The 18,983-nt window shown below is 69.8% G+C and carries 18 protein-coding genes; 5 read left to right on the top strand and 13 right to left on the bottom strand.

The window, feature by feature from the left end; translation table 11 throughout:
- The first annotated feature begins 100 nt into the window (after positions 1-100).
- On the top strand, positions 101-667 hold the full coding sequence (locus tag CG747_RS31930; RefSeq protein ID WP_100605343.1) for a gamma carbonic anhydrase family protein: 567 nt from the start codon (positions 101-103) through the stop codon (positions 665-667).
- A 75-nt stretch (positions 668-742) separates the two neighbouring features.
- Here CG747_RS31930 and CG747_RS31925 read toward each other — a convergent pair whose 3' ends face one another.
- From CG747_RS31925 to CG747_RS31890, 8 genes are all read right to left on the bottom strand, one after another.
- Entirely contained in the window at positions 743-1,507 is a 765-nt protein-coding gene (locus tag CG747_RS31925; protein WP_100605342.1) for an enoyl-CoA hydratase/isomerase family protein, read from the bottom strand.
- A gap of 46 nt (positions 1,508-1,553) precedes the next feature.
- Positions 1,554-2,813, bottom strand: coding sequence for a cytochrome P450 (locus tag CG747_RS31920; RefSeq protein WP_100605341.1), 1,260 nt, complete (start codon positions 2,811-2,813; stop codon positions 1,554-1,556).
- Between the two features lie 102 nt (positions 2,814-2,915).
- Positions 2,916-4,220: a cytochrome P450 gene (locus CG747_RS31915; protein ID WP_257980880.1), complete on the bottom strand. Its 1,305-nt coding sequence runs from the start codon at positions 4,218-4,220 to the stop codon at positions 2,916-2,918.
- Between the two features lie 70 nt (positions 4,221-4,290).
- A complete protein-coding gene (locus CG747_RS31910) occupies positions 4,291-4,881 on the bottom strand; it encodes an ATP/GTP-binding protein (RefSeq protein WP_100605339.1) in 591 nt (196 codons plus the stop codon).
- Positions 4,856-5,236, bottom strand: a complete 381-nt coding sequence (locus CG747_RS31905; RefSeq protein ID WP_100605338.1) for a DUF742 domain-containing protein — start codon at positions 5,234-5,236, stop codon at positions 4,856-4,858. The genes CG747_RS31910 and CG747_RS31905 overlap by 26 nt, the downstream gene beginning before the upstream one ends.
- Positions 5,233-5,646, bottom strand: coding sequence for a roadblock/LC7 domain-containing protein (locus CG747_RS31900; protein ID WP_100605337.1), 414 nt, complete (start codon positions 5,644-5,646; stop codon positions 5,233-5,235). The genes CG747_RS31905 and CG747_RS31900 overlap by 4 nt, the downstream gene beginning before the upstream one ends.
- Positions 5,643-6,851 (bottom strand): ATP-binding protein, encoded by a 1,209-nt coding sequence (locus tag CG747_RS31895; RefSeq protein ID WP_100605336.1) that lies wholly within the window; start codon positions 6,849-6,851, stop codon positions 5,643-5,645. Before CG747_RS31895 ends, CG747_RS31900 begins: the two co-directional genes overlap by 4 nt.
- A 652-nt stretch (positions 6,852-7,503) precedes the next feature.
- Positions 7,504-8,517, bottom strand: a complete 1,014-nt coding sequence (locus CG747_RS31890) for an esterase family protein (protein WP_100605335.1) — start codon at positions 8,515-8,517, stop codon at positions 7,504-7,506.
- A gap of 296 nt (positions 8,518-8,813) precedes the next feature.
- On the opposite strand from CG747_RS31890, the gene CG747_RS31885 reads away from it, so the two are divergent.
- Positions 8,814-10,748, top strand: a complete 1,935-nt coding sequence (locus CG747_RS31885) for an AAA family ATPase (RefSeq protein ID WP_100605334.1) — start codon at positions 8,814-8,816, stop codon at positions 10,746-10,748.
- A gap of 137 nt (positions 10,749-10,885) precedes the next feature.
- Complete coding sequence (locus CG747_RS31880) at positions 10,886-11,095, top strand: hypothetical protein (RefSeq protein WP_100605333.1); 210 nt, start codon at positions 10,886-10,888, stop codon at positions 11,093-11,095.
- Positions 11,096-11,210: 115 nt separating this feature from the next.
- On the opposite strand, the gene CG747_RS31875 is transcribed toward CG747_RS31880, so the two are convergent.
- Together CG747_RS31875 and CG747_RS31870 are read right to left on the bottom strand one after the other, a co-directional pair.
- Positions 11,211-11,873 carry a DedA family protein gene (locus CG747_RS31875; protein WP_100605332.1) on the bottom strand — a complete coding sequence of 221 codons (663 nt, stop codon included), beginning with the start codon at positions 11,871-11,873 and terminating at the stop codon, positions 11,211-11,213.
- 241 nt (positions 11,874-12,114) lie between these two features.
- Positions 12,115-12,573 (bottom strand): DUF4442 domain-containing protein, encoded by a 459-nt coding sequence (locus CG747_RS31870; RefSeq protein ID WP_100605331.1) that lies wholly within the window; start codon positions 12,571-12,573, stop codon positions 12,115-12,117.
- A gap of 552 nt (positions 12,574-13,125) precedes the next feature.
- On the opposite strand from CG747_RS31870, the gene CG747_RS31865 reads away from it, so the two are divergent.
- A complete protein-coding gene (locus tag CG747_RS31865) occupies positions 13,126-14,415 on the top strand; it encodes an MFS transporter (protein WP_257980879.1) in 1,290 nt (429 codons plus the stop codon).
- A 379-nt stretch (positions 14,416-14,794) separates the two neighbouring features.
- Here CG747_RS31865 and CG747_RS31860 read toward each other — a convergent pair whose 3' ends face one another.
- From CG747_RS31860 to CG747_RS31850, 3 genes are all read right to left on the bottom strand, one after another.
- Positions 14,795-15,748, bottom strand: a complete 954-nt coding sequence (locus tag CG747_RS31860) for a spermidine synthase (protein ID WP_100605329.1) — start codon at positions 15,746-15,748, stop codon at positions 14,795-14,797.
- 118 nt (positions 15,749-15,866) lie between these two features.
- The gene (locus CG747_RS31855; RefSeq protein WP_100605328.1) at positions 15,867-16,715 is read right to left on the bottom strand and encodes a patatin-like phospholipase family protein; all 849 of its coding nucleotides are present in this window, start codon (positions 16,713-16,715) and stop codon (positions 15,867-15,869) included.
- A 299-nt stretch (positions 16,716-17,014) separates the two neighbouring features.
- Entirely contained in the window at positions 17,015-18,187 is a 1,173-nt protein-coding gene (locus tag CG747_RS31850) for an epoxide hydrolase family protein (protein ID WP_100605327.1), read from the bottom strand.
- Between the two features lie 82 nt (positions 18,188-18,269).
- Here CG747_RS31850 and CG747_RS31845 point away from each other — a divergent pair, with 82 nt between their 5' ends.
- On the top strand, positions 18,270-18,845 hold the full coding sequence (locus CG747_RS31845) for an ABATE domain-containing protein (RefSeq protein WP_100605326.1): 576 nt from the start codon (positions 18,270-18,272) through the stop codon (positions 18,843-18,845).
- The last annotated feature ends 138 nt before the right edge of the window (positions 18,846-18,983 follow it).

Here is an 18,983-nt window from a genome sequence, read left to right as displayed (position 1 = left end):
GGCTGTGATCTTCACCCCACCGCGCCCGCCCCGACCGCCCCTCGCCCGCGTCGTCTACGGTGCTGGTGGCGCGGCACCCAACCGGCGAGGAGATGCGCAGATGGCAGAACGGTCAGTGATTGCGGCAGTGGGCGGCGAGGCGCCGGACATCGACCCCGGGGCGTACACCGCGCCCACCTCCGTCGTGGTCGGCGACGTCACCCTGGCCGCCGGGGTGAGCGTCTGGTACCACGCCGTGCTGCGCGCCGACTGCGGCCCGATCGTCCTGGGCGCCGACAGCAACATCCAGGACAACTGCACGGTGCACGTGGATCCGGGCTTCCCGGTGACGGTCGGCGAGCGGGTCTCGGTCGGCCACAACGCCGTGCTGCACGGCTGCACCGTCGAGGACGACGTACTGGTCGGCATGGGCGCCACGGTGCTGAACGGGGCGCACATCGGCGCGGGCTCGCTGATCGCGGCCCAGGCTCTGGTCCCGCAGGGGATGCGGGTGCCGCCGGGCTCGCTGGTCGCCGGCGTGCCGGCCAAGGTCAAGCGGGAACTGACTCCCGAGGAGCGGGAGTCCATCAAGCTGAACGCCGCGATGTACCTGGAGCTGGCGGCCCGTCACCGTGCGGCGGTCCCGATCGCCACGGACGGTGCGGATGCCGGGGGGTCCGCGGGCTGACGGCCCCGGATGCGCGACGGTGCGGCCTGGTCAGGGCCGCACCCACGGGTCGACGTCCCCCGTCGTGGGCGGGGTTCAGCCCCGCCGTGCCTGATGGGCGCCGCTGAGCGCGGAGGACAACAGCTCCGCGTCGAAGAGCGTGGCGTCCGCCAGGCGGTTGGCGTTCCCGTAGGCGTTCATCATGAGCTTGGCGGTGCGCAGCGCCGTGGGCGACCGGCGGACCAACGGCTTGGTCCAGCGGGTGACGGCGGCGTCCAGCTCGTCCTCGGGGACGACGGTGTGCAGGATCGAGAGTTCCTGCGCGGTCGCCGCGTCGAAGTTGCGCGCGGTGAGGATCAGTTCGCGGACCCGAGCGGCGCCCGCTTCCTGCAGCAGCCGAGGCATGATGCCGCCCCAGGCGGGCGGTACCCCGAGGCCGAGTTCCGGGAACCGGAAGCGACAGGTGTCGGCACCCGCCCGCAGGTCGCAGAAGAGCGCCAGCCCCACGCCGGCACCGACGACTCCGCCGTGCAGTCGGGCGATGGTGACCACGTCGGTGGTCGCCAGGGCGTCGCACACCCGGCGGGCCTTGTTGCCGAGTGCACGCAGCGCCAGACCGCCGGCCTCCTCGGCGAGCAGCTCCGGGAACTCGCTGCGGTCGCCGCCGAGGCAGAAGTCGTCGCCCTCGCCGGAGAGGACCAGCACCCGTATGTCGGTGTCGTCGTCCAACGCACCGAGGACGGTGAGCAGTTCGTCGAGGATCAGCCCGGAGATGGCGTTGCCGGTCTCGGGGCTGTTGAGTCTGACCCGGAGCACGGGCCCCTCGTGCGTGACCAGGAGGGTCTTGAAGTCGTGCGTCATGGTTTTCCTTGTTCGTTGAGCCACACTTGCCTGCGGGAGCGTCCCGTCAGGTGCGGACGACCGGGAGTTCCATCAGCCGGCGGAAGGCCACCCGCGGCGCCCAGGTGGGGGTGCCGGCAACCCGCAGCCCCTGGACGGGCAAGCGCCGCAGGAGCGACGTCAGGACGCACGTGGCTTCCATCCGCGCGAGGGCGTTGCCGAGGCAGTAGTGGATGCCGCCGCCGAAACTCAGGTGCGGCGCCCTGCGCCGGACGTCGAAGACCTCGGGGGCGGCGTACTGCTCCGGGTCGTGGTGTGCGGCTCCCACCATGAGCTGCACCATCTCGCCCTCCCTGACAGGCACACCGGCGAGTTCGGTGTCCTCGGGAGCGATCCGGCTGATCATGTGGATGGGGGCGTCGTAGCGCAGCGTCTCGTCGATCGCGCCCGGTATGTGCTCGGGGTTGACGCGCAACCAGTCCACCTGCCGGGGGTGCTCCAGGAGCAGCCACATCATGGTCGTCAGCAGGTGCGAGGTGGTTTCCAGCGCGGCGAGGAGCATGAAGAGGGCGAGTGCGTAGACGGCCTCGTCTGCGGCATCCTGGTCGGGCTCGAATTCGTCCCACGTCCGGAGCCACCTCGACACCGGGTCGTCGCCCGGTGCCTTTCGACGTTCTCGAATCAGGTCGGTGAAGTACTTGCGCAAATTCCGGGTGGCGGAATCGGATATCGCGAGCTGGCTGGGAGTGGGAAAAAGTTCCTGGGTGTGCACCTGATCGTGCGTGAGCGATCGGAGCAGCGGGAAATCCGCGGAAGGCAGCCCCAGCCATTCCCCGATGGTAATCACCGGAAGCTCGTCGCCGACCAATGCGCAGAAGTCCGCGGTACCGTCGTTCAGTTGCTCGAAGAAGGTGTCGACGAGGCGTTCCGCGTTCTGCTCGACGGATCTTTCCATCTGTTGCAGCGCGGTGCGGTCGAATACGTTTCCCAACGGCCGCCGCATCTGCGTGTGATGCGGCGGGTTGAGCATCGGCATCGTGGCACCCATCTGCTGGGAAGCGGGCGCGTGCCACCGCACCGCATCGGCCTGAGCAGCCCGCCAGCCACTGTCGGGGACGCGCCAGTCCCGGCTCCGCAACACCTGGTGGCAGAGCCGGTACGAGGTCGCCAAGTGCCCGCCCCAGGGGGCCGGAACCATTTCCCCCATGGACTGGAGTTCCGTGTAGAACGGCAATGGATTCGACTGCCCTCGCGCGGAACGCAGTCGGGAGAAAAGCGCAACCACACTGCGCCGGTCGACGGAGGCGGCAGCCAGGGCGGGCTCCACGGGCGACTCCCTTTCAAGAAGATCACACAGTAATCGCCAGCGCTGCATACCCCTCCGTGAGAACGTTCATGCGAGCAAAGAACATCTACGCTGTCGCGAAGCTCACACCTTCCACCAGTTCAGGAACCCACTCCACCATCCATCCCTTTTGTGCCTGCCCTGGTCCTGAGCACCCTTACCGGGCTGGGCGGCATCCTGCGTCGCGTAGCCCGCGGACGAACGTCGTTCCGACCGTATTGGGGTGAATCGGGAGGGCAGTGCGTTGAGCGCCCGGTGGAACGGCCCCGGCCGCCACGTCAGGGCTTCCTGCGGAACCCCCAGCTCGATGTCGGGCAGGGTATTCAGCAACTTCTCTATCGCCCGGACGGAAATCAGCAGGGCGGGGTCCTTGGCCGGGCAGGCGTGCGGGCCGGCGCCCCATGCGAGGTGGGCCCGCTTGCTGAAGGTGTGCCGAGTGGCGGAGAGCGTCGGATCGGTGTTGGCCGCCGCGAAACTGATGAGGACGGGCGCTCCGGCGGGCAGTTTGCTCCCGGAGATTTCCACATCGCGGACGGGGTAGTGGGTGGCGTAGTTGGCGATCGGCGGACTGTTCCAGAGCACCTCGTTGATGGCGTCCTCCACCAGGACGCCCCCGCCGTGCGGGCCGTCGGCGAACTGGTCCTCGGACAACAACGACAGCAGCGAACTGCCGATGATGTTCTGCACCGGCTCGGTGCCCGCCCCGATGAGCAGTGCCAGCTGGTGGACCATCTCCTCGTCCGACAGCTTGGCGGGGTGCTGCATCATCCAGGACGTCATGTCGTCGTCCGGCAGCGCCCGCTTCAGTGCGACCAGTTCGAACAGCGCTCCGGCCATCTCCTCGTTGGCCCGCTCGACATCGATGCCGTCGAAGAGGCTGGAGATCGCGACGATCAGCCGGTCCCCGAGTTCGGCGGGGCAGCCGAACAGGTCGTTGAAGACCAGCAGCGGCACGACCTGCGCGAAGTCGCTGATCAGATCGGCCTTGCCGCGGATGCTGAACTGGTCGACGAGGTACGTGGCGACCCGGTCCACGTGCCGGGCGACCCGGTGCATGTCGACCTTGGCGAGGCTGTCGGTGACCACCTGACGCAGTCGCAGATGCGTCGCGCCGTCGGAGAACATGCTGTTCGGCCGGTACATCATCATCGGCACGACGGGGCTGTCCAGCGGCACCCGGCCCTCGTTGAGGGCGCGCCAGCGACGCGGATCGCGGGCGAAGGAATCCGGGTTCTGCAGGATCTGCAGCGCCGTCGCGTAGTCCGTGACGAGTTCCGCTTCCACACCGGGCGCGAGTTCGACCGGGGCGGTCGGACCGTACTGCCGCAGCTGCTCGTACACCGCGTGCGGCGCGGCGGCGAATTCCGGGCCGTGCAGGGAGGTCCTCATGCCGTCGGCATGTGCCGGGCAGCCCGGCGGCGGAGTCTGGAATTCCGGATGAGATTGCATGGATGCACTCCTAATTGAGGCGGGACTGCAGATAGCGGACCAGCGTGATCAGGGAATCCGCCGACGACTTCTGGTCACGCGCATCGCAGTTGATGACCGGCGTCTCGGGGAGGAGATCGAGCGCCTCCCGGATCTCGTCGAGCGAATGCACCGGAGTCCCGTCGAAGCGGTTCACGGCGATCGCGTACGGGATGCCGTAGTGCTCTACCAGGTCCATGACAGGGAAGGACTCCTCAAGACGCTCCGGGTCGACCAGGATCAACGCCCCGAGCGCCCCACGCGTCATGTCCTCCCACACCTGAACGAAGCGCTGCTGTCCAGGGGTCCCGAACAGGTAGAGGACCAGCCGTTCGCTCAGCGTCAACCGCCCGAAGTCCATGGCGACCGTCGTCGTGGTCTTCCCCGGCACCGCGCGCAGGTCGTCGATTCCCGCGCTGGCCTGCGTCATCACCTCTTCGGTGCGCAGCGGCGGAATCTCCGACATGGTGCCGATGAACGTGGTCTTGCCCACGGCGAAGTGCCCGACGACCAGGATCTTCGCCGCGGTCTGCACGGAATTCCGCAGGTACACGCCGTCATCCAAAGCGAGCCTGGAGCCCATTCAGCACCTCCTCAAGGATTTGCCGTTCGACAAGCTGAGCACTGGGGATGGGAGCGCGCACATAGAGATGGCCCTCCTCCGTGAGATCGGACACCAGAATTTTGACGACGCCCACCGGAAGCCCGGTGTGCCCGGCTATTTCGGCGATCGACAGAAAGCCCCCGGAACACAGCTCCAGCAGGCGCTGCTTCTCCGGGTCGAGCGGTTTGGTCCGGGGTGGTTCCTGAGCGACGGTGACCAGTGTCAGCAGCGAGAAAGAGCTGTCATCGACGAGGTCCCGGCCGTTGGTGATGACGTACGGCCGTACTAATTCCGCTGCTTCCTGTACCAGCTCCGGCTCGTCATCGGTGGTCATGGTTGGATATCGGCCCTCTCACGCGGAGGACTGGTCAGTGCCTTGCCGAGCTGGCCGACCAGTTGTTGCATCCGGAACGAGATCTCTGCCATGTCGACATCGGGCGACGCCGAGACCGCGAGATAAGCACCTTCACCGGCCGAGATAAGGAAGACCCAGCCGTGATCGAATTCCACCAGCGTCTGCCGCCACTGCGGGCGCATGGCCGAACCGTGGTTGTTGCAGAAGTCGGAGACCGTGCGGCTCAGTGACTGCATACCGCTCATCGCGGCGGCCACGGTATCGGCATGGTCCCGGCCGACTTCCCTGGAACGGGCCATAAGAAGGCCGTCCGCAGAGACGAGAATGGCATGCTGCGCTTCAGGCAATTCCAGAGCACTGTCAAGCATCCACGACAGATCGTAGTTCACGGAACCTCATGCCCTTCACTGCTTGCTTGGGTGGAACGACGGCCCGACTGCGTACCACGCTGGAACGCACCCATGGCGGACGCGGTCCGGGCGCTGTCGCGGACCGGAGTGGGGGTGCCCTCGGTCGCCGGCGGCACGATGGATATGGCCCCCCGGCGGCGCCGCTTGGGCAGTCCGCCGGCGGTCGTCTCGTTCGCCGCCGGTACCTCGGCGTCCTGGCCGCCGAAGGGGGGAGCTGCCGGCGCACGGTGCCGCCCCTGGATCGCGGAACCTTGCTGACCTGGAGGATTCTCGGGCGGCAACGGGGTGGACGCGACCACGGCAGGACCCTCCTCGGGCTCGTGCAGGGACGTGAGCAGCTCGTCGGGGAGCAGGACGACCGCGCGCACACCGCCGTACGGCGAGGTGGAGTCGACCGAGACCGTGAAGCCGTAGCGGGCGGCGAGCACACCGATGACGGTGAAGCCGAACTGCGGCGGGTTGCCGAGGCTGGAAACGCTCGCCGCATTACCGCCGGAAAGCAGCTGGCCGGCGCGTGCCTTCTCTTCCTCGTTCATACCGACACCGGCGTCGTCCACGACGATGCACACGCCCTTGGGTACCGGGCGGATGTTGATCTCGATGATCGTTTCCGGCGCGGAATAGCTGGTTGCGTTGTCCAGCAATTCGGCGAGGACCAGCGCTACCGGTTCGACGGCGCGGCTCACGATGGCGAAGTTACTCTGCGATCGGATCTCGACGCGAGTGAAGTGACGAATGCGGCCCTTTGCGCTGCGGACCACATCGTAGAGCGAGGCGTCGTTACGACGCCGGCCGAGCCAACCGTCACACAGCACCGCGATGGACTGGGCCCGTCGCGCGAACTGCGAGTTCATGTGGTCGATGTCGAGCAGGTCCTGGAGGATTTTGTGTTCGCCGTACGCCTCCTGGAGTTTGGAGATCGTCAGCTGCTGCTCGCTCGCCAGACCCTGGAGGGTCCGCATGGCGGCCTTCAGGGTGTTCTTGGTGGCCTCTTCGGCGCGGTCCTTGGCCTCCTCCACGGCCTCCGCGTAGTGCTCTTCCAGCTGGGTGTAGTGCTGTTTCAGCTCAAGTTTTTCTTTTCTTAGCTCCGATATCTTTTTCCGACCACGAATAATCGCGGTAGCGGCGACAGGTGTACCAGCGACCAATGCCCACAGCGCTGGATCCTGGAGATATTGCGTCATAGGTCTCTCTTCGGATGACGAAGCCACCACGTGCCGTATGCCCGGCTGCCGTGTGGATACTCACGCGCGGCCCCAGACAATCGACGAACGACCGCGCACAGTCGCCTGCCAGAAAGCCTCTGAAGGCCCGGATAATGGCATAGCTCTCCCCGGGGTGGCGATTTTCTCAGGCCGATGCGCGGAATTTCCTTTTGCCATAGCAGGTGACTACCCGGTTGGCAAGTGCGATGATCTTAGCATCACGCCATCGGCTGAAGTCCAACAGCGATCCGTAACGTTCTGACACCTGACGGAGTTTCAACAAAGGTTCCCTTTGGGGCCATTGGCTCCCGATACGGCGCCACCACGCAACCCGTCGGGGCGCTTCCTGACGGTCCGCTAGCACCCCGCACCGCACCGTAGCGAACGCAACACCGCGCGAATCACGCCAGATCAGCGGCGCGGAGCGGCATCGGCACGGGCGGCCCCACCGCCACGCACCCGCGCGCCCCCAGGGCCGCCCGGTGCCCGTAGGCGCTGGGCGGTCCGGCTCACCCGCGGCCGCGCGCAGACCCCGGACGCCGTCAACCGACCGCGGTCCACGGGCACTCGGCCAACGCGGCACCGGGGCCGGCATCGGCCGTCCAGCGCCCGGCCCGCCGCCGACGGGCCGTCAGACCGACGGCGCCGCCACCGGCCCCTGCATCTGCTCGCTGATCCAGTGCAGCGAGTCGGCCATCCGCTTGATGTAGGTGTGTCCGCTGTGCACACCGTCCGGTATTTCGAAGAGCGTGGAGTGGATCGGCCCGCGGGCCCCGTTGGTGTAACCGCTGATGAAGCGCTTCACATCGGGCACCGCGTCCTCCTTGCTGCCGAGCTCGAAGGCCAGGTAGACCTGCGGCCCGCCGCGTGCGGCCAGCTGCCGCGCCAGGTGCCGGGGGTCGTTGGCCAGCTTCTCGGCCGGGTGCCCCTTCCACAGCGGCGAGTCCGGCGCCGTGTCGGGACCGTTGACGATCGCCGCCTTGAACCGCTGCGGCTCCTTGAGCACCGCCTTCAGCGCCGCGAACCCGCCCGACGACGACCCCATGTAGGCCCAGCCGTCCCGCGTCCCGTACGTACGGAAGTTGACCCGGGCGAACTCCGGCACGTCCTTGGTCAGCCAGCTCCCCATCTTGGGCTGACCGGGGATGTCGCTGCCGTCGTAGTACGCCTTGCGCGGGTTGAGGACCGGCATCACCAGGATGAACGGCAGCGTCTTGCCCTCCTTCGCCCACTCCGACAGCCGCTCCTCCAGCGCGAACGGCGCATCCGTCCAGTAGTTGGCCGGGTACCCCCAGGCACCGGGCAGCGCGATCAGCACCGGGAAGCCGCTCCGGGCGTACTGGGGCTGGTTGTACTGCGGCGGCACCCAGGTCCAGACGTCGCCGGTGTAGCCGGACGCCCGACCGTGCCACCTGGTGTGCAGCACCTTGGTGCCGTCGTCCCCGGTCGCGCGGTAGGTGGTGAAGACCGAGCGGGGGCCCTGCGGCAGCACCGTCCGCGGCCGGCCGTTCACCGCGTCCGCGGCATGGGCCCGCAGCCTCGGCACCTTCGACGCGTCGACGACGTCCTGCCCCGGCCCGCCGCATCCGGCCAGCAGCCCCAGGGCCAGCACACCCACCGCAGCTCTGACGCGCAGGGACTTCATCGGGACGCTCTCCTCAGGCACTTGGGGCCGGCCGGGGCACCACGGTGCCATCGCGAAACCGGTCGAAAGGCACCACTCTAAGATCGACCCGGCAGCCACCGAACGCCGACCCCGCCCTTCGTGACCTGGGGTTTACCGTTCTGTATCACCATGAAGACGAACGCCCGCGTCAAACGCACCGCACACGTTTCCCCCTAACGGTGAACCCCGTCCGCTGTTTACCCTGCGGTCGGTTCTGGCATCGTGGGTCGCTCCTAGGGAAGTGCGCGGCGCTGTGCCGTGGTTGGGGATGACCGATGACCGCGTGGGCCGATCACGGGCCGCTGCCCGGCGTAGTGGGGCGGGCAGTCGAACACGAGCGGGTGGCCGGGCTGCTCGCGGGGGCCGCGCCGGTCACGCTCACCGGACCGGCCGGGGTGGGCAAGAGCCTGCTGGCCCGCGCGGTCCTCGAAGAACGCACCGAGACCGGCCCGGACACCGTCGTCCGGATCGCCTGCTGGGACGGGCTGACCGCGGGCGAACTGCCCGGCGCCCTCCTCCGCGCGGTCGGCCTCCCCCCGCGGAGCACCGTCGAGGACCTCGCCGCGCACTGCCGCACACACCGCGCGATCGTCCTCCTCGACGACTGCGACCCGCTGCTCGACGCCTGCGCGGTCCTGGTCCGCCGGCTGCTGCGGGCCGAACCGGCGCTGCGGATCGTGGCCACGGCCCGCCGACCCCTGGGGCTGCCCGGCGAACGCGTCGTCGCCCTCGCCCCGCTGCCGGTGACCCTCGGCGAGGGCATCGCCGGCCCGGCGGTCGAACTCCTGGCGGCGCGCACCGGCCCCGCCGCCCCGGAACTCCTGGCCGCGGTGTGCCGGGCACTGGAGGGGTGCCCGCTCGCGATCGGCCTGGCCGCCCGGCAGTTGGACCGGATGACGCTGGCCCAGCTGGCCGCCCGGCTGGACGACGAAGGCCCGTTGCACTACTCCGGCCCCTCCCCCACCACCCGCCACACCTCGCTGAACGCCGCGCACGCCGCCGGCTACGCCCTCTGCTCCCCCGTCGACCGCCGGGTCTGGGCCCGTCTCTCGGTCCTCCCCGGGGACTTCGACCCCTGGCTGGCGGGATGCGTCTGTAGCAGCAGTGACGTTCCTGCAGCCGCCGTCGACGGCGCGCTGGAACGCCTCCGTACCGCCTCCGTCCTCGCCTGCGTACGGGACGCCGAGGGCACCCCCGGCTCCGGGACCGGACTGCCGCCCCGCTACCGGCTGCCGCGCGGCGCCCGGGAGTTCGGACGCGCCCGGCTGCGCGAGACCGGCGACGAGGCCGGGGCGCTGCGCCGGTTCCGGCAGGCGTGCGCGGCCCTCGCGGCGGAGGCCCAGATCACCTGGCAGGGCACCGGCCAGCAACTCGCGGTCCGCCTCGTCGAGGACGAACAGCACCACCTCGAAGCGGCGCTGACCCGCCCCCCGCTGGACGCCGAGGACGCCCTGAGCGCCCTGGAGATCGCGGTCTCGCTGTGGTTCCAGTGGGCGGCCTGCGGCTTCCGCCGCGAGGGCCGCGCACACCTGGACCGGCTGCTGCGACTGTCCCAGGAGGACACCGCGCTACGGGCCCGCGCCCTGTGGCTGGCCGGCTACCTCGCGGCGCAGGAGAACGCCGCCACCACCGCCGAACCCCTCCTCGCCCGGGCCTGGACGGCGGCCGTGATGCACGCGGACGACGACGGCCTGGCCCGTATCGCCCATGCCCACGCGGTGCTGGCGCTGTACCGCGAGGACACCACGACCGCCGTGGCCTGCCTGGAAGAGGCCGCCCGGCACACCTCCCGCGACCCGTGGTTCGGGCCCGGCCCCGCCCACAGCTGGGCCCTGCTCGCCCTTGCCCTCGCCCCGGTCGACGCGGTCCGGGCCCAGACCGCGGCCCACCGCGCCTGGGAGTCCCGGCACGCCGACAGCGACTTCTGGCTCCACTCGACGATCCTCTACGCCCACGCGCTCATCGAACGCGCCCACGGCGACCCGGCCGCCGCCCTCCGGGCCTGCCGCAAGGCCCTGGTCGCGAAGAAGCTGATCGGCGACCCGCTCTTCGTCGCCGGCGCCCGCACGATGCTGGCCGGCCTGCGCCGCGGTGCCCGCTCCGACACCCCCGTACGCGTACCCGGCGCCGGCGAGGTGCGCTGGTGGCGGCGCACCTCCTCCGACGCCCCCCGCCGACCGTTCTTCTCACGCCTGCGCGCGGGCCAATAAGATCCTCGCGGCCCGGGGCGGAGCCGCCACCGGACCAGGAGGCCCGCCACCTGCCCCGCCACAGGACCCGCCACCGTCCGTGACGCTTCGACTGCGGTCGGGATGCGGGGGCACCCGGGCCGCCGCATGCTGGAGGCATGAAGCGTGCCCCCGTGATCGTGCATCCGCCGTCGACCGGCGGCCGCCGCGTCACGCTCCACGGGCAGGACCTGGGCCGGGCGCTGCGCCCCGGCGACGTGGCAGCGATCCTGCGCCGGGCCGGGTTCTCCACCGCGCGCTTCGCCTGGGACGACAGCGGCATCATCGAATGGCGCGACGGCGGACCGGACACCTGGCAGATGCCCTGACGGCCCGGCCGCCACGACGCACGACAGACGACAGACGACGCAGAACGCGCGACGCCCCGGACGTCCTGGTGAGGACATCCGGGGCGTCGTGCTGGTGTGTTCGCCGACCGCCGGCTCAGTCGCCCGTCGTCGCGGCGACCGGGGACTTCACGGCCTCCGCGGCCTCACGCGCCGCCGCGGCCTTCTTCGCCCGCTGCTTCATGAGCAGGAACGACCCGATGCCGAACAGCACCGCGGCGAACAGGCCCCAGACCGAGAAGCGCTTGAGCCAGGGCTCGGCGACGATACCGACGGTGTAGATCAGCGCGGTCGTACCGCCGGCCCAGACGACGCCGCCGAGGACGTTGGCGATCAGGAACTTCCAGTACGGCATCTTCAGCACACCCGCGAGCGGGCCGGCGAAGATGCGCAGCAGCGCGATGAAGCGGCCGAAGAAGACCGCCCACATGCCCCACCGTTCGAACTTCGCCTCGGCCATGGCGACCTGGTCGGGCCCGAAGTGCTTGGGGAACTTCCGGCCGGCCCAGGCCACCAGCGGCTTACCGCCCTTGCGGCCGATCGCGTAACCGATGGAGTCGCCGACGATCGCACCGACGGAGGCACAGGCACCCAGCACGAAGGGGTCGATGTGGTCCTGCGTCGCGGCCAGGATCGACGCGCTGACGAGGACGATCTCGCCGGGCAACGGAATGCCCAGGCTCTCCACCCCGATCACCAACCCCACGAGGAGGTAGACGCTCAGGGCGGGTACCGTCGCCAGCCATTCCTGGATGTGCAAGGCTGCTTCCTCCGCTGGTGTAGGGCCCCCGTGGGCCGTTGCCCGGTGCCCCCCCGGCACCGATCGGTCGTTCCCTGACGCGCTGTACCAGCGCGTCAGGGAAGCGTACTCGATCGGGTGGTGCCGACGACGTTTCCGGGCGCGGGCGGGAGCACCTACCGGCCACCCACCTGCTCACCCACGGTTACCCATCCACCCTTCGCGGTGACGCCTCCACGGCCGCCGTCCGGCCCGGCCGCGGTCACTGGTTGGGGCGCAGCGTCCAGACGATCGTCATCTCGCCGGTGACGGCGCCGTCCTTGTCGCGGGTGATCTCGACCTTCACCGGGAACTCCGGGCGCTCCCCGGCGTCCAGTTGGGCGATCACCTCGGACACCGGGCGGCCGAGCTCGGCGGTGGCGGTGACGGCTCCCATGGCGAGCTTGCGGTAGCCGATCTCGGCACCCACCGCCAGCGGCACCGCACGGCCCAGCTGATCGCCGAAGGCAGTCATCACTATCGCGCCGCTCGCCGACTCCGCGAGCGTGAACATCGCGCCGGCGTGCGGGCCACCGACGTGGTTGTGGAAGTCGGCCTGGTCGGCCATGCGGACCACGGCGCGCTCGGCGGTGGTCTCGGTGAACTCGAGGTTCAGAGTGCGGACCATCGGCACGGATGCCGCCATCATGTCGCCGATCGACGGCAGGGACTCAGAGGACATGACACCATGTTACCTAGCAGTAGCTTAGCTGTGAAGGGGCCAACCCGTCCCGCTCTCCCCGGTCACCCCACGACGCCCGACGCCTCGCCGAAAACCGGGTGTCCCCACCCACCAACCCCTCCTATCGTGAACGCCCATGACACGACGGGGGCAAGCCCAGCAAGCCGAGTACACACCCTTACGCCCGCAGCTCCGGACGGCACGCCGGGCGCGGACGGCAACAGGCCGCGATCATCCCCAGCCACCTCACGCGCTCTCCTCACCCCACCCGACGCCGTACTCCTACTCGGCGCAGCGCTCCCACTCGGCGCGGCACTCCACCGCGGCGCGGCCATCCCACCCGACGCGGCCACTCCTCTTACGGCGGCTCCGCTCACGGCCACTCTTCCGGGCACTCCTGACGCGCCCCTCCTCGGGAACGCCGAACTCCTCGGACGCCGCGCGCCCCCTTGGAACGCCGAGCCCCTCGGAAAGGCTGGACTCGGTGGTCTCGGTGACCTCGGTGGCCCCACTGGACTCCTCATGGACTCCGGGCCGACGGGACCGTGCCTGATGGCGGCCCGTCCCGCCTGGGCCGGGCGGAACTTCGTCCTGCTCAGCGCCGCCACCGTGATCGCCGGCCTCGGCAGCAGCGGAGCGCTGATCGCGACCTCGTTCGCCGTGCTCGGCGCCGGGGGTTCCGCGACCGACGTCGGGCTGGTCTCCGCCGCCCGCATGGTGCCGCTCGTCCTCTTCCTGCTGATCGGGGGCGCGGTCGCCGACCGACTCCCCCGGCACCGCGTGATGGTCGCGGCGAACAGCGTCAACTGCCTCTCCCAGGGCCTGTTCGCCCTGCTCGTCCTGTCCGGCACGGCGCAGCTGTGGCAGATGGCGCTGCTCGCGGCGATCGGCGGCACCGGGCAGGCGTTCTTCGCACCGGCCTCGGAGGGCATGGTGCTCGCCAGCGTCCCCCGCGAGCAGTCCGGGCGCGCCTTCGCGGTGTTCCGCGTCGGCGTGAACGGCGCGAACATCTGCGGCGCGGCACTCGGCGGCGCCCTGGTGGCGGTCGTCGGCCCGGGTTGGGTACTGGCGGTCGACTCGGCCGCCTTCGCCGTCGCCGGCGCGCTGCGCGCCTTCCTCGACGTGAGCGGCATGCCGGAGCGCGCCCCGAGCGGCGGGATACGCAGCGACCTGCGGGACGGCTGGCGGGAAGTCGCGTCCCGGCCGTGGTTGTGGGCGATCGTGGCGCAGTTCTCCGTCGTCAACGCGTTGGTCATCGCGGTGCAGTCGGTCTACGGGCCGCTGGTCGCCGAGGAGCACCTGGGCGGCGCGGGGCCCTGGGGCCTGGCGCTGGCCGCCTTCGGCGCCGGCACCGCGATCGGCGCCCTCCTGATGACCCGCCTCACACCGCGCCGCCTCCTGTTCACGGGCACCCTCTGCATCTTCCCGTTGGCCCTCCCGTCCGCCGCGCTCGCCGTACCGGTGCCGGCCGGCTGGCTCGCCGCGATCATGCTCGGCACCGGGATCTCCGTCGAGGTCTTCTCGGTGACCTGGATGGTGGCGCTCCGCCAGGAGATCCCCGAGGAGAAGTTCTCCCGGGTCTCCTCCTACGACTGGCTCGGCTCACTGGCGGTGGTCCCAGTGACCACCGCACTGGCCGGCCCCACCCAGGACCTCATCGGCCGCACCGCCGCCCTGTGGGCCTGCGCCGCCCTGATCGTCCTCCTGACGGCCGCCACCCTCTGCGTCCCCGACGTCCGCCACCTCACCCACCGCCGGACACCCACCACACCTACCCCCGCACCATCCGCCTCTTCCTCCCCCACTTCCTCCTCACCCCCTTCCTCCTCAACCTCGCCCTAGCTGCCGCCCCCGGCCATCCCCCGCACCGCGCAGACCCCTACCGCAATGCCCACACCACTCGCCCTGACCAGCCTCGCCACGAGCAACGCAGCGAAGGGAATTGATCACTCTCCGTAACCGTTGCCGTGACAGAAGAAAAGGAGGCCCCACCGGCACGGAGGCTCGGTCACAAGCACAGAGGCGCGGTCACGGGCACAGAAGTCACGAGCGCTGAGGCTCAGCCACGGAGGCTCCTTCACGGAGACTCGGTCACGCCGTGGAGACTCGACCGCAGCGGCACGTACGACGAGAGCGCGACGAGGGGACGGAAGACCAGGCCCGTCCACTCATCTCGTCGCTCGCGGGGATTGTTATCCGCGGAGATCGCTGCTCGCGGGGGTCAAGCGACGCTGAAGGTGCCGTCCGGGGGGATGGGGGACGGGAGTGCCTGGGCGTCGAGTACGGGGCGCGCGCCGGCGATCAGGCGGCGCAGGGGCGAGCCGTGTTCGACACGGGCGGGGAAGACGTCGGCGGCGGTGCGACGGGCCAGGGCGGCGATCGGGAGTTCCGAGTGCGAGGCCAGCAGCACGGCGTTGCCGAAGCGGCGGCCGCGCAGTACCGACGGTTCCGCGATCAGGGCGAGGTGCGTGAACACCGCGGCGAAGTTGGCGAGTTGACCGCGCAGGAAGTCGAAGGGGGCGCTGTCGGCGAGGTTCGCGGCGTAGCAGCCGTGGGGGCGGAGCGCACGGGCGGCGGAGCGCGCGTATTCGACCGAGGTCAGCTGCGCGGGCACCCGTGAGCCGCTGAAGACGTCCGCCACGATCACATCGACGCCGGCCTCCGGTGTCGCCTCCAGTGCCACTCGGGCGTCCTGCGGGTGCAGGGCGATCCCGGAGTCGCCGGGCAACGGGAGATGTTCCGTCACGAGAGCGAGCAGACCGCGATCGGCGTCGATCACGTCCTGCCGGGAGTGCGGGCGGGTCGCCGCGAGGTAGCGCGGCAGGGTCAGTGCGCCGCCGCCCAGGTGCAGCACGTCCAGTGGCTGCCCCGGGGGCGCGGCCTCGTCCAGGACGTGCGCGAGCCGACGGACGTACTCGAACTCCAGGTGGGTGGGGTCGTCGAGGTCGACGTACGACTGTGGCGCGCCGTCCACCGTGAGCAGCCAGGCGCGGGGACGGTCGATGTCCGGGAGGAGTTTGGCCGTGCCGTAGTCGACGGTGCGCGTGAGGGGTACCGGGTCCTCGGCGGGGCCGGGGGCTTCCGGCTCCGTGGGTTCCTGGTCGGCCGCCCGGGGCTCGTCAGCCGCCGGTGAGGTGTTCGTCGAGGTGTTCGTCGCCGGTGATTCGTTGTGCACGGTGCCATTGTGGCGGGCGGGGTGGGTCCCTTGTCACGGGTGGGGTGGGTGGGGCCGCTTGGGCGGGGCCGCGTTGCCTGGCCAGGGGCCGATGAGGGGGTCAGGCGGTCGGCACGGATCAGGTGTTCCAGAGGGCGCGGATCTCCGGGGCGTGGGTGGTGGACTGGCGTCGGCCGGCGCGGGCGGCGTCGGGGCGTTTGGCGGGGTCCAGGACGTTCCGGCCGAATGCCGACCTCGACGCGCGGTCCGGGGTGATCACACATACCCGGGCGCCCTTCCTTGCCAGCCGTGCGCCCTGGGTCCGCGGCGCGACGATCGGTCCGCCGCCGACTGCGATGGGGGCGATGACCACCACCCGGTCGTAGCCCCCGGCCAGGTCCGCGTTGGCGCTGGAGTGCACGCCGCCGTCCACCCACCGCTTCCCGTCGATCGTGACCGGTGGGTAGACGGCCGGTACCGCGCAGCTGGCGCTCACCGCGTCGAGGAGTGCGACGCCGCTGGTGCCGTCGAAGGCGGTGCGCTCCCCCGTCGCCGAGTCCACCGCGGTGACCAGGAGCCGCCGCGCGGGCCAGTCGTCCACTCCCAGGGTCCGGGCGATCGCCACGCGGTGTTCGGCTTCGGGTGCGGTGCGGGCCGCCAGCGCGACCCGTCCCATCCGCGCACCGAACGACACCGCGTCCCGGGAACGCAGGGCGGCAGCCGCGAAGCGCGCGAACACGGCCGGGCCCAGGCGGGCGGCCGGTCGTCCGTCCGGCGCGGCCAGTTGGCGCTCGTACAGCTCGTCGAGGGTGTGCAGGCGTGAGGCCAGTTGCGAGCCGACGATCGAACCGGCGGAGGTGCCGATGACGACATCGGCGTCGGTGAGGTCGGCACCGGCCTCCGCGAGGCCCGCCAGCATGCCGACCTCCCATCCGATGCCGGTCAGTCCCCCGCCTCCGAGTACCAGCGCCGTTCTCGATATGGGCATGCGATGTCCCTTCCACGCCAGAGCCATTCGACCTCGTCCGACGACTTCGACCTCTTCGCACGCGGTCGTCGGCGCAGGTGGTCGCACCGGCACCGATGTCCAGGCGGGATCGTAGGCGCGGGACGTGACGGGGTACAGGCACATGCAGGGGAACAGCCACGTGCAGGAGAACATCCGCGTGCAGGGGATCGCCCGCATGCAGGGGAACAACGGCACGACGGCAGAAAAGCGGCTCTTCGCAGTTGCGGGTGCACTTGAGCCGGATCAGGCGGTGATCGACTGCCGGCACCCGGCCGCGTTCACCGATTGGCGGCCAGCACTGCCGCGAGGCCTTCTCGCAGGTCCTTGACGAAATACTCGGGAACCTCCAGCGAAGGGAAATGTCCCCCTTTTTCGGGCGACCTCCATCGGACGATCCGCCGGTACCGCTCCTGTGCCCAGACGCGCGGGCACTTCTCGATGTCGCGGGGGTACATGGTGATTGCCGAGGGGACGTCGACCCGAAGTTCGGGGTCCAGCGAGTTGTGGCTTTCGTAGTAGATGCGGGCCGACGATGCGCCGGTCCGTGTCAGCCAATACAGGGTGACGTCGTCAAGAATCCTGTCTCTGGAAATCGTCTCGAACGGGCTGTCTCCGGTGTCCGACCACTCGGCGAACTTGTCGAGGATCCAGGCAAGCAGCCCGACCGGTGAGTCGACGAGCGAGTAGCCGATGGTCTGCGGTCGGGTCGCCTGCTGCTTCGCGTACGCCGCGCGGTGGCGCCAGAAATCGCGGGTTTCCTCGGTCCATTTGCGCTCGGCCGCCGTCAGCCCGTCCGTTGCCAACCCGGGCGGTGCCTCCGCGAACGTCGTGTGGATGCCGAGAACGTGCGCCGGGAATCTGCCGCCGAGAACCGTGGTGATATTGCCTCCCCAATCGCCGCCGTGGGCCGCGAACTTGCGGTAGCCGAGCCTTCCCATCAGTTCCACCCAGGCGGCCGCGATCTTTTCGGTTCCCCACCCGGTGGTGGCCGGCCTGTCGCTGTAACCAAAGCCTGGTAGCGACGGAACCACGACGTTGAACGCCGGCGCGTCTGCATCTTTCGGATCTGCCAGCTCGTCTACTACATCGACGAACTCGGCAATGCTGCCCGGCCAACCGTGCGTCAAGATCAACGGAGTGGCGTCCGCTCGCGCGGATCGGCGGTGCAGGAAGTGGATTCCCAGCTCATCAATGGTCGTGCGGAACTGGCCGATTCGGTTGAGGCGCTCTTCGAACGACCGCCAGTTGTAGCCGGTGCGCCAGTAGTTCACGAGATCGACGAGGTCGGCGAGCGGAACGCCCTGTTCCCATCGGCGGGGGTCGGGCGCGGCGCGACAGACCGTCTCGGCCTCCGGTAGCCGCGCCGCGGCCAATCGCGCTCGCAGATCGTCGAGGTCAGCGTCAGTTGCGTGGGCTTCAAATGCTTGCACGTCGTTGGTTAGAGGGGGCATGAGACCTCCTGGCCATCGCGGAACCGGCTAAGGCGGTTCTAGCAGTTCTCCGAGCCACGCCGCAACCGTCTAAGGTGGTTCCATGCATGCTGGGTTCCCTGACTTCCGCCTCGGTAACGTGCTGGCGACCAGCTTCACGGGGACCCTGTCGGAGCGTCATGGCAACGCCATGGAGCGCATTCCCACGCCGCACCGACTCATCGACTGGCTGGCCGTGAACGGCCTCGCCGTGGACTCCTGCACCACTGCCCAGCTCGACCTCGCTCGGGAGCTGAGGGAGTCGATTCACGCCGTCGCGACGGCGGCCGCGATCCAGGACGCTCTCCCTGCATCCGCTGTCCAAGTCATCAATGACCGCAGCGCTCAGGGGCGGGCCGCGGCGATCCTGACGCCCGAGGGCAAGCGGCGATGGCGGCTCAGCTCGGCTTCCTGCATGGAAGATGCCCTCAGCGTGATCGCCGCCGACGCGATCAGCATCGTCGCAGGCGAACGAGACGGAAAACTGGCCTTGTGCGCATCACCGACCTGCCGGGCCGCCTTCTTCGACACCAGCCAAAGCCGCACCCGTAAATGGTGCGACATGAACACGTGCGGGAATCGTCAGAAGAAAGCGCGCTTCAATGCCAACAAACGCAAAAACCCCAGTTCAGCGGAGTGATCGTTACCTCGGTACATCCAAGTCGGCTTACCGATCGGCGACGTTCATCGGCTCTTCGCAGTCGGGGTGTTGACGGGTACAAGGGCAAGGCCAAGGGCAAGGGGCCGGGCCTGCCCGGGCGTGATCGGCCGGGCAGGC

It is taken from the genome of Streptomyces sp. CB02959 (assembly GCF_002803155.1).
In the GTDB taxonomy this organism is placed as follows: domain Bacteria; phylum Actinomycetota; class Actinomycetes; order Streptomycetales; family Streptomycetaceae; genus Streptomyces.
Note: the sequence above shows the minus strand (reverse complement) of the source record. Positions and strands in the feature narration are given on the sequence as shown.

Excerpts from the sequence above, each read along its gene's own strand:
- CG747_RS31930 (WP_100605343.1), top strand. The coding sequence starts at position 101 with ATGGCAGAACGGTCAGTGATTGCGGCAGTGGGCGGCGAGGCGCCGGAC.
- CG747_RS31925 (WP_100605342.1), bottom strand. The coding sequence starts at position 1,507 with ATGACGCACGACTTCAAGACCCTCCTGGTCACGCACGAGGGGCCCGTG.
- CG747_RS31915 (WP_257980880.1), bottom strand. The coding sequence starts at position 4,220 with ATGAGGACCTCCCTGCACGGCCCGGAATTCGCCGCCGCGCCGCACGCG.
- CG747_RS31910 (WP_100605339.1), bottom strand. The coding sequence starts at position 4,881 with ATGGGCTCCAGGCTCGCTTTGGATGACGGCGTGTACCTGCGGAATTCC.
- CG747_RS31905 (WP_100605338.1), bottom strand. The coding sequence starts at position 5,236 with ATGACCACCGATGACGAGCCGGAGCTGGTACAGGAAGCAGCGGAATTA.
- CG747_RS31895 (WP_100605336.1), bottom strand. The coding sequence starts at position 6,851 with ATGACGCAATATCTCCAGGATCCAGCGCTGTGGGCATTGGTCGCTGGT.
- CG747_RS31890 (WP_100605335.1), bottom strand. The coding sequence starts at position 8,517 with ATGAAGTCCCTGCGCGTCAGAGCTGCGGTGGGTGTGCTGGCCCTGGGG.
- CG747_RS31885 (WP_100605334.1), top strand. The coding sequence starts at position 8,814 with ATGACCGCGTGGGCCGATCACGGGCCGCTGCCCGGCGTAGTGGGGCGG.
- CG747_RS31880 (WP_100605333.1), top strand. The coding sequence starts at position 10,886 with ATGAAGCGTGCCCCCGTGATCGTGCATCCGCCGTCGACCGGCGGCCGC.
- CG747_RS31870 (WP_100605331.1), bottom strand. The coding sequence starts at position 12,573 with ATGTCCTCTGAGTCCCTGCCGTCGATCGGCGACATGATGGCGGCATCC.
- CG747_RS31865 (WP_257980879.1), top strand. The coding sequence starts at position 13,126 with ATGGCGGCCCGTCCCGCCTGGGCCGGGCGGAACTTCGTCCTGCTCAGC.
- CG747_RS31855 (WP_100605328.1), bottom strand. The coding sequence starts at position 16,715 with ATGCCCATATCGAGAACGGCGCTGGTACTCGGAGGCGGGGGACTGACC.
- CG747_RS31850 (WP_100605327.1), bottom strand. The coding sequence starts at position 18,187 with ATGCCCCCTCTAACCAACGACGTGCAAGCATTTGAAGCCCACGCAACT.
- CG747_RS31845 (WP_100605326.1), top strand. The coding sequence starts at position 18,270 with ATGCATGCTGGGTTCCCTGACTTCCGCCTCGGTAACGTGCTGGCGACC.